Source organism: Mesorhizobium sp. P2_E6, assembly GCF_056403835.1.
Genome location: NZ_JBFUEQ010000008.1, coordinates 392905 through 408330 on the forward strand (window position 1 = coordinate 392905; position 15426 = coordinate 408330).

General features: G+C 60.0%; 10 protein-coding genes and 1 pseudogene. 4 read left to right on the forward strand and 7 right to left on the reverse strand.

What is annotated here, in order from left to right; all coding sequences use genetic code 11:
• Window positions 1-46: 46 nt before the first annotated feature.
• Window positions 47-973, reverse strand: coding sequence for a cation diffusion facilitator family transporter (locus AC1D08_RS22285; RefSeq protein ID WP_477424013.1), 927 nt, complete (start codon window positions 971-973; stop codon window positions 47-49).
• Between the two features lie 376 nt (window positions 974-1349).
• On the opposite strand from AC1D08_RS22285, the gene AC1D08_RS22290 reads away from it, so the two are divergent.
• Complete coding sequence (locus tag AC1D08_RS22290; RefSeq protein ID WP_477424015.1) at window positions 1350-3272, forward strand: sensor histidine kinase; 1923 nt, start codon at window positions 1350-1352, stop codon at window positions 3270-3272.
• 194 nt (window positions 3273-3466) lie between these two features.
• Here the strand turns inward: AC1D08_RS22290 and AC1D08_RS22295 are convergent, their stop codons facing one another.
• The 6 genes and pseudogenes from AC1D08_RS22295 to AC1D08_RS22320 form a co-directional block, all read right to left on the reverse strand.
• Window positions 3467-4567 (reverse strand): glycosyltransferase family 9 protein, encoded by a 1101-nt coding sequence (locus AC1D08_RS22295; protein WP_477419398.1) that lies wholly within the window; start codon window positions 4565-4567, stop codon window positions 3467-3469.
• Between the two features lie 137 nt (window positions 4568-4704).
• The gene (locus AC1D08_RS22300; RefSeq protein WP_477424017.1) at window positions 4705-5403 is read right to left on the reverse strand and encodes a hypothetical protein; all 699 of its coding nucleotides are present in this window, start codon (window positions 5401-5403) and stop codon (window positions 4705-4707) included.
• Window positions 5400-6038: a hypothetical protein gene (locus tag AC1D08_RS22305; protein ID WP_245331086.1), complete on the reverse strand. Its 639-nt coding sequence runs from the start codon at window positions 6036-6038 to the stop codon at window positions 5400-5402. The genes AC1D08_RS22300 and AC1D08_RS22305 overlap by 4 nt, the downstream gene beginning before the upstream one ends.
• 440 nt (window positions 6039-6478) lie before the next feature.
• Window positions 6479-7408 carry a hypothetical protein gene (locus tag AC1D08_RS22310; protein WP_477345935.1) on the reverse strand — a complete coding sequence of 310 codons (930 nt, stop codon included), beginning with the start codon at window positions 7406-7408 and terminating at the stop codon, window positions 6479-6481.
• A 473-nt stretch (window positions 7409-7881) separates the two neighbouring features.
• Entirely contained in the window at window positions 7882-10047 is a 2166-nt protein-coding gene (locus AC1D08_RS22315; RefSeq protein WP_477228324.1) for an adenylate/guanylate cyclase domain-containing protein, read from the reverse strand.
• Window positions 10048-10201: 154 nt separating this feature from the next.
• A pseudogene (locus AC1D08_RS22320) lies at window positions 10202-10618 on the reverse strand (LysR substrate-binding domain-containing protein); the annotation flags it as partial.
• A gap of 265 nt (window positions 10619-10883) precedes the next feature.
• On the opposite strand from AC1D08_RS22320, the gene AC1D08_RS22325 reads away from it, so the two are divergent.
• The 3 genes from AC1D08_RS22325 to AC1D08_RS22335 form a co-directional block, all read left to right on the forward strand.
• A complete protein-coding gene (locus AC1D08_RS22325; RefSeq protein WP_457153335.1) occupies window positions 10884-12440 on the forward strand; it encodes a VOC family protein in 1557 nt (518 codons plus the stop codon).
• A 286-nt stretch (window positions 12441-12726) separates the two neighbouring features.
• Window positions 12727-13365 carry a response regulator transcription factor gene (locus AC1D08_RS22330; RefSeq protein WP_477228325.1) on the forward strand — a complete coding sequence of 213 codons (639 nt, stop codon included), beginning with the start codon at window positions 12727-12729 and terminating at the stop codon, window positions 13363-13365.
• A gap of 308 nt (window positions 13366-13673) precedes the next feature.
• Window positions 13674-15426: DUF5801 repeats-in-toxin domain-containing protein (locus AC1D08_RS22335; RefSeq protein WP_477424019.1), on the forward strand; the 1753-nt coding region annotated here is incomplete at its 3' end.

A 15426-nucleotide genomic window follows, 5' to 3' on the forward strand; every position in this document is an offset into this window, starting at 1 on the left:
TGGCACAACGCGATGCCCGACATCGGTCTGGCGCGCCACCCGGCTTTCACTCCGCCCAGTTGACGTCAGCGGTAAAGGCGATGGTCAGCCACCGATTGTGGCCTTCGTCCCCGATGGCCGCGCCGATCTGGTCGCGGGTGCGGTCCCACTCCTCGATGGTCCTCGGGGGCAAGTCCTTCGGCACGATGAAGTAAAGCTCTATCTGCGTGGCCCGCCCGACCTTGGCGACGTATGCCCGATGGGACAGGAACCCCTCGCGCTGCACTATTCCGGCGGCCACCCGATCGACGTGGGCCTTGAGATCCACGGGGGTGATGAGCAGGATCTCGGACAGGGCCTTGCGCACCGCCCCGACGGGAATAGGAATGATCACGAGGCAGACCAGCGCCAGTACGACAGGGTCCACGTATGGAGAGATCCAGCCAAGCGGCGTTCCGCCGGCCGCCTGTCCGATCAGGAATGCGATCAGAAGTGCCGAGGTTATTCCCGCCGACATCGTCCAGGCTTTAACGTCCAGGGCAACGAAGTCTGACTGCAGTCTCCTGTTTGCCCGCGCACCGGCCATAGCCATGGCTATACAGACCACCAACGTGATTCCGGCGTAGACGATGGCGACACCGAAGCGCAGCTCGTTGCCGCCGTACACAATGGTGATCACGGCGTTGATGAGGGCGTAGGTAGCGACCGTCATCAGCAAGGTGCCGTTAAGGCCCAACACAATAGGCTCCAGGTGCCAGAACCCCATCGTGAATCGATTGCGCAGCCTGCCCGACAGCGCGTCGGCCTTTGCCGATCGTACGATCAGGCTCGATACCCAAAGCGCCAAAATCGTCATTCCGGCATCGACAAGAGAATAGGCGCCATCAAAAGCGATGGAGAACGACCCGGACAGCAGGCCGAAGACGATTCCGAACGCCGCGACGCCTACCGTCGCGACAATCGAGGCTCGGAGGAAGCCCTGCTCGGTCAACATCTTGCCCTCTGAAAGCCTCAGCAACATCGTACATGCAACCGGCGCTATCGCAATAGTACCTGCAGTGGCCGTGGCCTGACCGCAAACTGGCGGTCGTTTCCCAAGCTGCCAAGCAGATCACCCCCCCGGGACAGCGCCTCGCCCAGTGCAAGCATCGCTGTTGCGGCCTCATCCACCAGATCACTTCGGGCATGTGTGGACGGCTCCTCGCTGGCAAGGGATTTCTTGACCTACTGCGGTCTCGGTTGGTGCGGCCAGCCCACATGGCCAGGCTCATCTTGCTAATCCCCACCAATAACGGCAGTCTAGGCTCTACTGGCTCGTCATCGGGTGGATGTCAGGCACCTTGGATGCTCCAATCGGGCGCCCGCAAACCATGGATGGACTGATCGCCACCGATAGAGGCCGTGTAGTCGCATCGGGCTCATTGATGATGAATTGGCTGGTCAATAGGTGGATCGCCACCGCCGTCATTCTTTTGGTCTCGATTGGCGAGACTGCCGCTCAGCCTAGGTCTGGCGAGCCTTCCGTTCAGCCGAAGGAAATCCTGTTCCTATATTCGTATGGCCGGGGTTTCCAGCCGTGGGCCACATGGGCCAGGGAAATCCGCGATGAACTGAACCAACAGTCGCCTTGGCCGCTGGACATCCAAGAAGATTCCCTCGTCACGGCTCGGGATGGCGACGACGCTGCTGAGGCCAAATTTGGTGAATATCTCAAGGCGCTCTACGCAACACGACGGCTCGATTTGATCGTCGCAATAGGTGCACCCGCGGCTCGCTTCGTCCAGAAACGGAGAATAGACCTATTTCCGACAACGCCGATGCTGCTTGCGGCTGTCGAAGTGCGCCGGGTTGGACAATCCATGTTGTCCGAGCGGGACGCCGTGGTTGGCACGCGCGTCGATCACGTCGCCCTTGTCGAAAACATTCTACGGCTGTTGCCGGAGACGAAGGCCATCGCGATGATAATCGGGAACTCGCCCCCTGAGCGATTTTGGATCGGCGACGTGCAACGGGAACTGAAGCCACTGCTAGACAACAAGGTTGAATTGATCTTTTACAACGAGCGGCCGTTCGAGGAGATCCTGAAGAAGGTTGCGAGTTTGCCGCCCCACAGTGCAATCTTTTACCAGCAGATGATGGTGGACGGCGCAGGTGCCGTCTATGGAGACAAGGATCCATTGAAGCGCATCTATGAGGTCGCCAACGCTCCCATTTTCACGTTCGACGAGTCTCTTTTCAACGGTCAAGCTGTTGGCGGCCCGATGTCTTCACCGACCGAGGGTGCCCGAGCGACGGCGGATGCCGCGGTCCGGATATTGGGAGGTGAGAAGGCAGGTGACATCAAGGTTCCTCCAATCGAATTCTCAGCACCGAAATACGATTGGCGACAGCTGCAGCGCTGGAACATTAGCGAGAGCCGCCTGCCCCCCGGGGGCGAAGTCTTGTTTCGGGAGCCAACGGCGTGGGAACGGTATTCCTGGCAAATTTCCCTTATTACTGCGGCTATTCTGCTACAGGCCGGGCTTATCCTGATCCTGTTGAATGAACATCGTCGGCGTCAAGCAGCCGAAGTGCAGTCGCGGCAGCGCATGGCAGAGCTTGCTCATGTCAATCGCTTCTCGACCGCTGGCGAGCTGACCATGTTAATTGCCCACGAAATAAACCAGCCTCTCGGCGCTATAATGAGCCACGCCGAATCCGCAGAACTTATCCTGCAATCATCGAGCCCCGATATCGCTGCACTCGGGGAAATCGTGAGCGATATTTTGGAGAATGACCAGCGTGCCAGCGAAGTCATCCAGAGGATGCGGAGCCTCCTGAAGAAGGTACCTTTTGAACTGAAAAGTCTCGATCTCAACGACCTTGCGCGGGAAACCGTCGAATTTCTTTCGACGTTGGCTCGCGGGCGAAAAGTCGAACTTCTTGGCGTGATCACGCCGGATGCGCTTCCGATACTCGGCGACCACATTCAACTTCAACAAGTCATTCTGAACCTTGTGGTGAACGGGATCGACGCGATGAAGGAGACGCCGAGCGAAAATCGCATCATCAGCATCCGGACTTCGCGCGACCAAGAGTTTGCCGAGCTGTCCGTGTCTGATAGCGGACCGGGCATTCCCGACGACAAATTAGAACAGGTCTTCGAACCGTTTTTCACAACCAAGGCGGAAGGCATGGGCATGGGGCTATCCATCGCGCGCAACATTGTCGAGGCGCACGGTGGGCTGATGCGTGCGAAAAATCAGGATCACGGTGGTGCGTCGTTCCGGATTAGACTTCCTCTTGTTCGATAGTTGGCAATCTAATTTCTGCCAAGCGTTTAGCTGGGTAGTAAGGCCAGCGCCCGAGGCGAAGCGGCATTGATCGGTGAGCGCACAAGGTCGCGTTAGCGTCTGGAAGCTGACGTCGCCGGACGTGCACGATCCTTGTCGACATAGGCCTGCAGGGCCTTCTTCACGGTTTCAAGCGAGCCGGTCATGGCTGGAGGTCAATTGGCCGTCTTATTGGCCAGTTGTCTCACTGCGTCTATCAAGTCTCGTGTCGCTTGAGCAACCTTGGCAACTGGTAGTCGATGAACGCAGTAGACGCCGCCCGGGTTGTCGGGTTTGCACAATCCGGGCGCAACACACTGGCAAGGCAACGGCGGCTCAACGGTGCGGTGAAGCACCCCAAAAGGCCCCCAGATGTCGGGGGGCGTCAGGCCATACAGGCCCACAACCGGAGTTCCGACTGACGCAGCCAGGTGCATTGGGCCGCTCTCGTTTCCCAGAAAGATAAATGCATCCGAAAGCAATGCTGTTAGTGTCTCAAGCGAGGCTTTGCCAACAACGCTCACCAATGGCGACGCTGCCGCATTCAATATAGCTTGCGCGGTCGCGCTCTCATCAGGTCCACCAATCAGCAATGACCGCAGGCCCTTGGTTGCATAAACCTCGTCGATTACTGCAGCGAACCGTTCAGGTTGCCAACACCGCCCTTCGAACCTTGCTCCAGCGTGTACTGCGACGAAAGCCTTTACGGCCAGATTGCTTTGCGCCAGAATCTGGGTAGATGCGCTTCGCCCGACTGGTGTGGGTTCAAGCCTCGGTGTCACTTCTCGCAATTCTATCCCAAGCGCTTCAAGCGGGGACAGATATCGGTACAAGTAGTGCGCGCCTCCATGGCCGAAGGTTTCAGCAAATATATTAGCAGGCTGAACTTCCCAAAATTTCATGGGCTTTTCCGGGGGATTGTATCCAACGCGCAGGGGGGCGCCGATTGACCTGTGCAATATCCGTGATGTCTTCGAGTCGGTTACGTCAATGGTGAGATCGAATTTTCGGCGACGCAGGTCAGCGACCAAGCCTGAATATTCCTTCACTCGCTGAGGCAGACTTCTACCAGCACCTCGACGGTCGAATCCGATGGCCACGTCTGCGATATTCTGGCTGACTACGAAGTCTCGCAGGCCAGAAGCGCAAAGCATGGCTATCGCAGCGTTTGGGTAAGCGAGGCGCAGATTTCGCACGAGCGCCGAGGTCAGAATGACATCCCCGATGAACTTCGTCTGAATAACGAGAATGGACTTGATAGCCAGCCGATCAGCCATCGAGATATTCAGCACATCGACCTCACGAAGGGCGGGTCAAATTGGTCATTGGTGGGCGCCCAACGTCCAATCGAGCTCACGGTTCCGGCTAATGGATATCCCTCTTTTCAACAGCGAAGCAAGGTCGTCTGTCGTCGTCATGGCATCTGTCCCTGCCACAAGGGCAATCCACTTTCTGCAGCGAAGTCTCTATCCTCTGCGTAGATTGGCTCGCCTCTTTTCACCACCCGTCGAAGCAAATCCGCATCTTCGTCGGCATGATATCGAAAGGCATTTCGGGTGTCGTATCCATGCCCGGCTTGGGACAGGGAAAACCCGCTGACGACAACAGGAGCGAAACCGGCGAAACGCGCCAGCATGATCGCGAAGGCTCCGGTTGAGATTTTCCGGTGCCAGCCGCGCGACACATGATATTTGCCGCTAAGCCGCCAGACGATGTTGGCAAGCTGCCATCTTGTAAGCGCCTGCAAGGTGCCATAGCGATAATCAAAGGTGCGACAACCGGCTATCAGCTTGTCTTCAACGTCCGGCCAAATCGGGATGATAAGATGCTTTGCCTGCCGTCCTTTCAACAAATCGCGCTTGTAAAAATCCTGCTCGTCCCGGCCGACCAAAATGCCGCGGCGGAGCACGGCGATGTCGGGAACTGGGAGACCGAAGGTTTCCGCCAAAAGCTGGGAAGCATTGACCGTCACCAGTCCCCAATCGGCATCATGCCCCTGCGGGAGGCGAAAATTCGGCGCTGCCCCCATCACCAAGGCGGGACCGGTGACACTGGGCAAGCGAAGAATTGGCTTTGAGAAGGTTGGCAAGAGGTCCGAAAGCGGAGTTTTCATGCGGGAATCTGAACCGCATGTTCCTCAAACGCGCGCAGAATGCTCTCTTCTCGGCTCCACAATTCGTCCCATTGCGTGGCGCCGGACCAGCCCGCAAACCAAGGACCGCCTAGCGTGTAGTGCGCCAGCGAGACATCGGCGGGGTCGAGTTCGGTAGCTGAAGCCCCTACGAGGTAGTTCCATGCCAGAGGCAATTCCCCGATCTCATGGTCCTCAAGCCATTTGAAGGCGTGGAGGTCACGTCCGGGCCACGTATTGAGCATCTCGTTGGTCAGCCGTTTGTTGGCCGGATGATCCAGATTCCACAAAACGACCGACGACCAGTTTTTGCGGCGATAGAACGTCTGCGTTTGTCCGTCCATCTTGACCGCTTCGGATTCGCGTTGCTGGTGCTTGACCGCCATAATCGCGTAGGAAGGATCGACCAGGTCGAGCAGCTTGACTGGATCCTTCAGAAACAGGACGTCGCAATCGCAGAACATGGCCCAGCCGCCTTGCCTCATGAACGGAACGGCAAAGCGCGATATGGCAAACTCGGTCGACATCGGTGCCTCGGAAATCGGGCACCAGAGCTTGCCATCACGTACCACCATCGGTCGCTTCATGATTCCTTGCGCTTCAAGGTCTTTGAGCACGAGTGGCTGTATCTGCAACGGCGTGCTTGTCCGCCGGTAGGCGCTCCATCGCGCTACGTCCAGAACTCGGGATTCGCGTGGGTCATACCCAATGTAGATTGGTATCACGTGGCAACTCTATAATTTGATGTGAATTTACTCGAATTAAGCATGGCAGCACTGCAAGCGGAAGACCGAAGTACAGTGCCACAAGTCACTCCCACCCCACGCCTGCCGATGAACCGCCGGCGGCGCCCCTCGGGCGCGCCTTCGCGGCGCGCCGGCTGGACGAGCCCGGCCCGATGAACAACCGGGCTTGGTGATGATTTCGTCGCCGCGGATGGCGGCGAAGTCGGAGATGTCCTGCTGGTCAAGCCGGTCCAGCCACTCGCGGCTTCCCGTTGTCGGTTCAGGCATCAGTCGGCGATCCTCGGTCTTCGACATAAAACGCGGCTACCAACTCATGTGCCCGGTATGAACCAGCCCAAATTCCGGATCTCGTTGCCGATAAAGTTGCCCACCCGTTTCCCCCGGTTACGCAGGATGCGCAGCAACCCGCTATCCACAAAATACGTCAGGAGGATGCTGTCCCGTGTTGTCACTTCCGGCCCCACTATGTCCGCCGAGTGCCACGTGTCCTTGTCTACCGCGAAAGCATAGCCCGTGTTCGGCGCGAAACGCATCTGCATCTTTTTCGCCAGCCCGCCGCCCGGCAGCTCCTCGTGAAAGATCGTCCCGATGTTGGTGTGCGCCTCGTCTGGTGGCAGGTAAAGCTGCACCGTGATGCCCTTCCAATGTGTATCCGTGTGCGGCGGAATTTCGTAGCCCGGAATGTCACGCGTTAGGATGGGGATTGGAAACATGCCCACCTCGGCCAAGCCGGGCCCGAACCGTCGCCCCATCGCCGGTGCCAGTCGGCGACGGAAAGCGTTCTTCACCGGCTCGGAACAAAGCGCTTTGCCAACCACGTTCCACACCGTCCGCTTCGCCGACGGCAGATGTCGGATGTTTTCCGGAAAGAGATCGATCTTCACCCGCGTGGACGCACCCATCGCATCCCGCTGTTTGGACCGGCCGTGCATCGGTCGGTAATCCGCATACACCGGCAGCGCCGCCAGCATGGATTTATAAACATCCTCCGGAAAGACCCGGTCGAACTCGAGATGGTAAAATGGCCCTTCCACCGCGCGCGCGGCCTCTACGGACTTCGCTACAAATTCCGCCAGCTTTCCTGCGGTTATAGTTTGATCAGCATTTGGAACACTCATATCGTCTCCTATTGAAGCCATACATAAAACAGCCCAAATCCGCCCACAAGCACATTTGGAAATGCTGCCGCTTGCTGCGAAATCCGGCGCATCGGTCTCCGACCCGGCATCGGCCGTGGTCAACTCAGGATCGCCTTGCCGCAATAGCTGCGGTTGAAGTCATGGGAGTCCTTATCTACTCGGTCGTAGCTCGCATAGAATACGGTGAGGCCGCCGCTATGATAACGGCGACCTTGTTGGGAGGTGGGCTAAACGGCCTTGCTTAACCGCAGACGAGCAAGCGATTAACTCACCGGCGGCGCTTGGCTGTCGAGTATGCGGGCAATCTGCTCACAGGTCCTAATTCGCTGGCTGCGCGCGTTACACTCCTTTCACGCATCATCACATCGAACACTCTGAGCAAATTGAGGTCGATATCATCGAAATTCATGAGACCTTCCTCGTTTTCACTATGCCTCGCTCGCACACTAACATCGTTTTCAACGCGCCGGACGAACGATGCCATTGCAGGCACAGGGGTGACTTGAACGCGACCTTTGGCCTGTAGGAGCAAATCGCGAACAGCTCTGATATTCGCCGGCAGGTCCCGGGCGGCCTTATTTGACGGCCGAGAACTCAAAACGATCGAAACGGAAGACTGCCGTATACTCGTTGCGTCGCTCCGGCGTCCCGGCAGGATTGCGGAAGATCGCGCCGCAGGTTGTCTGAGTTTTCGGAATGGCATCGCACAGGAAGTTCTGCTGCACCCAACTGGTTCCTTTGTCTATCCATGCGCCTCCCCCGCGCAGGTCACGACCGAGGATGAGCGACTTGATCTCCGAACCGGTAAGCCGGTCCTTCGCATCCAGATCGACCGCTTCCGGCAACTCCGGCAGACCGGCCTTGTCCAGGCCGTCCAGCAGACGCCCGATGTCAGCCGGATTCTTGAACACGAAATACCTCTGCGTGACCAGTTGATTTGCCCCACCATCCTTTCGTTCCAGCATGACGTTCCTTAGCCTGTCACTATAGGCCGCGACCTGGTCACTGCGCCCCAGATGCGCGTAGGCCGAAACCAACACCTGCAGGCCGTAGAATTTCGGCCATGGATCGGGCGATTGGAGATCGATCCTTTCAAGGTAGTCGACGGCTTCCTCGAAACGACCCTGGCCAAATTCAGCCAGCCCGGCCTGGTAGTGCCGATGGTCATTGCCGCCTGGATCGACACGGTTGGCCGCGACGAGATAGTCGCGCGCCTCGTCCGGCCTGCCATTGAAATTCAGGGCTTCCGCCAGCCCGACATAGTTCAGGGGATCGCTCGGGTCGAGCGCCACTGCCTTGAACATAACCGCGACTGCCTCGTCGGACCGGTGCTCGCGAACCAGCAAACTGGCGACGAGCTGATAGTAGGACGGCGAAGGATGCTTGGCCGCCTCCCCCAGGTACTTGTAGACGTTGTACAGCGCACTGATGTCCGAAGCGGCCAAAGCTTGGACCCGCGGCCCGTCCGTGTCCCAATAGGCCCATGCGAGCGAGGCTGCCGCCGCGCCGAAATTCGGATCGAGTTCCAGCGCCTGCTGGAAAAACCTCACCGCCTGCGCAAACTCGTCTGGAGTATTGCGACGATTGTAGATTTCCATGCCCTGGAGGTAAGCTTCGTAGGCTGCAGGATTGCGCGTGCCCCCCGCGACATCTGCCTTGCCTTGGGCGCTGACGAGACGCAGCTTGAGCGCGCCTGCGATGCTGACGACGACCTTGTCCTGCAGTGCAAACACATCCGTCCACTGGCCGTCGAAACGTTCTGCCCAGAGATGACCGGTGGTCGAGCCGTCGATCAATTGCGCGTTGATACGCATGTCGTCGCCGACCCGACGTATCGAGCCCTCCAGTATGTACCGGACACCAAGCGCTGCGGCGACCTCGGCGGGTTTTGTCTCCGTGCCCTTGTAGGTGGAAGCCGCGTTCCTCGATACGACGAACAGGCCGGGCACGCGTGCAAGTTCTGTGGTCAGGTCCTCGGTGAAACCGTCAACCAGATAACCTTGCGCCTTGTCGTCGCTGAGATTGTCAAATGGAAGCACGACGAGGGATGGCCGGGTGTCGGCTTTCGCATTGGCCGTCAGAGCGGTGGGCCGAAGCGGTGGCTCCCACGGTCGCCACCACGCTGCTGCAAGGCCAACTGCGACGACAAGGGCCCCAACAGCGGTGGCCAGATTGCGCCTGAAGCGTGGGTGTCGATTGACGGCCATGGGCTTTCCCGCCACCGCGGGATCGAGCAGCACCCGGTACGCCTGCACCGGTTCGGCGATGTTCTTCAGCTTCTGTTGGCCCATCGGCTCAAAGCCGAAAGCCAATTTCTTCTCAACCTCTTTTGCGACCTTTTCCGAGACACAGATGCCGCCAGGTTCCGCTAGTTGTTGGAGCCTGGCAGCGACGTTGACGCCCTCGCCATATCGGTCCTCGCCCTCGACAATCACCTCGCCGAGATTGATCCCGATCCTGACGCGAATCCGATGATCCTCGGAAACGGCGGCGTTGCGTTCGGCCAGGGCTTGCTGCAACGACACGGCACATTCGACCGCGTCCACGACGCTGCCGAATTCGGCCAGCAGTCCATCGCCCATCAGCTTGAAGATATGGCCGTGATGGCGGGCAATCTCAGGCTCGAACAGGTCCTTGCGTTGAGCACGGAGGCGCTCGAACGTGCCGGCCTCGTCGCGTTCCATCTGGGCGGAATAGCCCACGACATCGGCAGCGAGAATGGCGGAAAGCTTACGGTCCATCGATCTGGCCTGTCCCCCGTGAAGTATAGACCTGGTCATACTGAAATGAAACGACCGACCTCTCCGGCGTCCGTTGCCGGTGTCTCGGGATCATCCAGCAAAAGCCGTCGATGGCCCTGCTCCGTACCGTCGCGGGGCCGAGAGAGGCGATGCTCTATCCAAAATGTTCGATCAGCAATTCGGTGGGGACGCGGATCTTCCGCGCAGGGTGCTGTCCAGGTGGGCGGACGACGAATATGCCGGCCTCGGGGAGCGGATAGCGTGTCATCACCGGGACCAGGGCGCCGGAAGCAACATGGCTCTCGGTTACGAAATCCGGCAGCGAGGCGATGCCGAGCCCCGCGACTGCGGCGGCGGCAAGGGCGGTGCCGCTATCCGCCTTGAACCGCCCCTGTGGGTGAACGGTGATCGTTTTGTCGCCGTCCATGAATTGCCAGGTTTCCGTCCCTTGCATGACGGTCTGGTGGGTCAGGAGTTCGTCCGGCGTCTCGGGTGCCCCATGCGCCTTGATATAGTCCGGGCTGGCGACGAGCTTACCGCGGATCGGTTCGATGCGACGCGCGATCAGGTGTTCCCGCGGCCGTCCTTGGGGCCGATCCGGCGGTGCCCGGCGGCCGCCGTGTCCTGTTTGCCTCAGGGGACGAACCATCGGCACGGGCCACCATTATCGACCTGATCGAGCGCCTCGGCTTCGCCGCAGTCGATCTAGGTGGTATCACCGAAGGCGGCCGTGCCCAGCAATTCGGCGGCGGCGTTGCCGCAAAGCAATTTGTTCAACTCGGATGACCAGCACTCGCCGATGATGGCAAGGAACGGTTGAGGAAGGCATCGACCGAATGACATCGGGCATCCACCACATCACGCTGGTTACACGCAAGGTCCAGGCCAACGTCGATTTCTATGTTGGCTTTCTCGGACTGCGTCTGGTCAAGCGGACCGGTGGTTTCGAAGACGCCGAGCAACTCCATCTGTGCTACGGCGACAGCATCGGTTCGCCAGGATCTCTGATCACCTTCCTCGTATGGGAGGACGGATCACCCGGCCGGGTTGGCCTCGGCCAGGTCGCCGAAATTGCGCTTTCCGTCGAGCCCCGCAGCATCGGCTTCTGGCTGACGAGGTCACTGCAGTTCGGACTGAATGCGAGCGGGCCAACGCAGGAATTCGGCGAGCCAGTGCTGCGCCTGACCGATCCGGACGGTGTAGCAGTCAAGATCGTGGGAAGCGCACTGCCCGCACGTGCGTCACCGGCCGACAGCCGAGGAATCGAGCCGGCCGATGCAATCCGCCGCGTCCGTGGCGCGACGATTTTCTCGGCGGTTGCCGAGCAGACGTCGGCATTCCTGCAGGACTATTTCGGCTATCGCCCGCTCAAGCACGCCGGGGCCGTGCAGCGCCTTGTCTCGGACAGCGGGGATGTTGTCGATGTCCGTGATGCCGTCGGTTTCTGGCCAGGCGCGCCCGGAACCGGCGTGGTCGACCATATCGCCTTCCGCACGCCGGACATTGCTGCCCTGGAGACGGTGGAGCGCCGACTTGCAAGCCGCAACTCCAGCGTCACCAATGTTCACGACCGCAAGTATTTCGTATCTCTCTATGTCCGTGAGCCGGGAGAGACCCTGTTCGAACTCGCAACAGACGGACCCGGGATGACGGTCGATGAACCCATCGAAACCCTCGGCTCGGTGCTCTTCGTTCCGCCTTCCGACGCCGAGCGGGCCGACGCCATCCGCACGCGGCTGCCGCAATTTTCGATGCCTGGCGAGGATCGCATCCGGTATCTCGACCTGCCCTTCGTGCACCGGTTCCATGTGCCATCCGACCCTGACGGCACAACGCTCGTCCTGTTGCATGGGACCGGCGGTAATGAAGCCGACCTGATGCCGTTCGCGGCAAGCCTGGCGCCGCGCGCTACCTTTCTGGGGGTGCGCGGGCGCAGCGTCGAGGAGGGCACCTTGCGCTGGTTCCGCCGATTTTCGGCTACCTCGTTCGATCAAGCCGACATAAGGGCCGAGGCAGCTGCCTTTGCCGCCTTCATGGATGGCGCAATCAGCGGCTATCGGCTTGTCCCGGAGAAGCTGGCGTTCCTCGGATATTCCAACGGCGCCAACTTTCTGGCGGCGGCCATGCTGCTCCATCCGCCCCTAGCCCAGCGCGCGATCCTGCTTCGCCCCTCCTTGGTCCTCGAGGCCCGACCGGACGCGGATCTGTCCGGCTGCCGGATAGTGATGATCGAGGGGCGCGATGACCCCTATGCATCGCTTCTCCCGGGTCTTGCGGCGTTGCTGAGCGCGCATCATGCCACAGTGTCCGCCCTGACAGTGCCTGCTGGCCACGAACTGAGCGATGCCGATCTGCACGTCCTGGGATCGTTGATAGAAAACTGGCTTGCCTGATGCATGAACTGCGCTGCGAACTCATGGGGAGTTGTGGCAGCGGTTGCGAGCATAGCGTCCACGACCTCGGCCCCCCATCGTCGTCGGAATGCACTGCCGCACAATCCGGCGGCGTCAGCCTGGTCTACAGCCCTGCGGCCGTGTCCGCTCGGGTATGCTCGACAGCCTCGGGTCGATATTATAGCATTAACTATATTAGTGATTGCTTGACAAAATGCCTAACCTCTGGTTTCCTGACTTGCCGGGTATTGAAACAAAGTTTGTTGCGTTTCCGGACGGTGTTCGCATGTCGACCTTGGTTGTCGCGGACCCGCGGGGGGTGTATCTCGCCGGTCTGGAATGGGTTCTGCGGAAGGCTGGGCACGATGTCGTCGCTCAGTGCCGCCGTCCTGTCGACATTGTCCCCAATGTGGAGCGCCATCGGCCCGATATCGTGATCGTCGGCCTGGATATCGCGGACCCGCGCATGGCCGGTATTTCCTCCCGGCTGAAGGCCTGCGACAGCGCTCTCGGCATCATCTTCATCGTGCAGCCGAACGGCAGGCTCGACATCAAGGAAATACAGGCGCTCGACGGCGACGGCCTGCTTCTGGACGGCATCAGCCATCGCTATCTTCTCGAATGCGTGAATGCGGTGGCGGCAGGCAAGAAATGGATCGACAACAAGATCGTCCAGCAACTGCTGATGCCAGAACCGCAGCACCAGCCGACGTCCAGGCTGACCGGGCGGGAGACCGAGATCGCCGATCTCGTCTCGCGCGGGTTGCGCAACAAGACCATCGCGCAGCGGCTGCATGTATCCGAAGGCACGGTGAAGATGCACCTGCATCATGTCTACGAGAAGCTGCATCTCGATGGCCGGGCCGAACTGGCCTGGGTGTCGCATGGCAAGGGCGCCGAGCGTCCAGGAACCGGCCCGCTCTGATCATCGCTTTCCGCTGGCATCGACAGGGTGCAGCTACAAAACGAAAAGCCGCCTGACGGCATCGACCTCGATGCCGTCGCGATCGCCGGCGGCGCCCGCGCCGGCCTGATCTATCGAACGATATATATCGTTCGATCAGGTATGGGCATTCACCCCAATACTATCGAACCGAGAATGGACGCGCCCACTTCATTGGCGGCAAATTGACGGATTGAAGGCCGCAGATTCAGTGGGCCAGGGGATGCGCTGGGGTGGGTGCATCGGCATCTGGGGGCTGGGCCCCCGTCACGTGATAGGGGAGCACAGCAATGACCATCAGCTTTATTCTCAACGACGAGGCCGTCAACGACCAGACCACCGGGCTGCAAACCGGCGACAACGTCGACGATGCCTTTACGGACACCGATGTCGCGTACTCCGCTTTGCCGGCCTCGTTCCGGACCTATCTCGAATCAACTCTCGGGCTGAATTCCGCGTTCCCGGCCAGCATCGGCGTCGCGACCAAGACGAACTCGGTCACCGTCAACGCCACCGCCGGCTCCCAGCTCGTCGGCACTACGTTCACCGACGGCAATGGCGGCACCCTCAATGGCGATGATAGCGGGCTCAACACCCTCGGCGGCAAGGATATCCTGCTCTTCGCCGATGGGAACAACACCGTGATCGGTCGCTATGACAGCGATGGCAACGGTATTGTCAACAATCTGGACGCGATCGCCTTCGTCGTCTTCAAGCAGGACGTGATCAACGCCGGCGCGACCAGCGACCAGGTGACCTTCAACATTGTCACCTATGTTCCGATCTTCCATGGCGGCAACCCCAACCCGGACGACGCGGTCGATCTCGGGAACACCCTCAAGCTCGCGGCGAGCGAGACGCTCAACTTCGGCTTTGCCGGAGCGCCCTCCGGCAGCAACCTGTTCATGACCTTCGGCGATCCAAACTCCACCCAGATCGTGGTGATAGGGAAAGATCCATTGAACCAGTCCGAGGGCGGAAACATCTCGACCAAGGATGTGCTCAATATCAGCCAGGCCGGCAGCACCACCTCGTTCGGCGTCAACGGCAACGCGATCAACCCTACCGAGGGGGCGTACATCACCTACGTCTCGGGCACGAACACGAACTTCCTCGTGCCGAATCTGGACCAGAACGAGGCCGATGTCGAAGCCAACATCGACTTCCAGAATGTCGTCAGTGCGACGGGAGCATCCTTCACCGTCAACCAGACCAATCCGGGCATCGGACCCGTGACCGTCAAGATCTCTGCCTTCACCACCGTCGCGGAGTCGGGAGTGAACTTCGTCGACGGGCTCACCAACGACACGCACGTCGCCATCACGTCGTTCTCGCTGACAAACGTCGTCGTCAAGACAGGCAATACGCAATATACTCCGGCCGCCTCGATCGACGCCAACGGCGACTTGATCATCACGGGCCTAAGCAGCGGCGACACGGTGCAGTGGACGACAAGCGGAACCCATAATCGGGTGCTGATCGAGAACGTCAGCAACGCGGATAGCGATCCCAGCAACGACAACAACACTTTCGACATAGGCGGCTTCGGCATCGTGACATCCAACTCCGCCTCGGAGTTCGTCGGCCAGCAGATCGTGATCGAAGATGACGGCCCGACGGCGGGCATCGTCCAGGGCGCTCCCACGGTGGCGCATGACGAGACCGCGGGCATCCAGGCAGATGCCGACGACACCACGGCACCCGCGGTTGTTGCCCTGTTTGCGGGCGTCAGCAATGTCAGCTCCGATCTGAGCCCGACCGGCTACGCGCAGGACCCAGGCGCGGTGGTGTCCTCCACCGGAAGCTCGTTCGGCACCGATCAGGCAGGTGGCACGACGGCATTCTCGCTGGCGGTGTCCGCCGCCGGCGTGGATTCCGGCCTCGACACGACCGCCGGCACCAGCATCTTCCTGTTCAAGGAAGGCGATCTGGTGGTCGGCCGCATCGGCGGGGCCGGTGGGGCGGCGGCGTTCGCTGTCGCCATCAACAGCACGACCGGCGTCGTCAGCGTGGCGCAGTATGCCTCGATCCATCATCCGACCC

What these genes read in the sequence shown, in the direction of transcription:
- AC1D08_RS22285 (WP_477424013.1), bottom strand. Translation starts at nt 973, where the DNA reads ATGTTGACCGAGCAGGGCTTCCTCCGAGCCTCGATTGTCGCGACGGTA.
- AC1D08_RS22290 (WP_477424015.1), top strand. Translation starts at nt 1,350, where the DNA reads ATGGATGGACTGATCGCCACCGATAGAGGCCGTGTAGTCGCATCGGGC.
- AC1D08_RS22295 (WP_477419398.1), bottom strand. Translation starts at nt 4,567, where the DNA reads ATGGCTGATCGGCTGGCTATCAAGTCCATTCTCGTTATTCAGACGAAG.
- AC1D08_RS22300 (WP_477424017.1), bottom strand. Translation starts at nt 5,403, where the DNA reads ATGAAAACTCCGCTTTCGGACCTCTTGCCAACCTTCTCAAAGCCAATT.
- AC1D08_RS22315 (WP_477228324.1), bottom strand. Translation starts at nt 10,047, where the DNA reads ATGGACCGTAAGCTTTCCGCCATTCTCGCTGCCGATGTCGTGGGCTAT.
- AC1D08_RS22325 (WP_457153335.1), top strand. Translation starts at nt 10,884, where the DNA reads ATGACATCGGGCATCCACCACATCACGCTGGTTACACGCAAGGTCCAG.
- AC1D08_RS22330 (WP_477228325.1), top strand. Translation starts at nt 12,727, where the DNA reads ATGTCGACCTTGGTTGTCGCGGACCCGCGGGGGGTGTATCTCGCCGGT.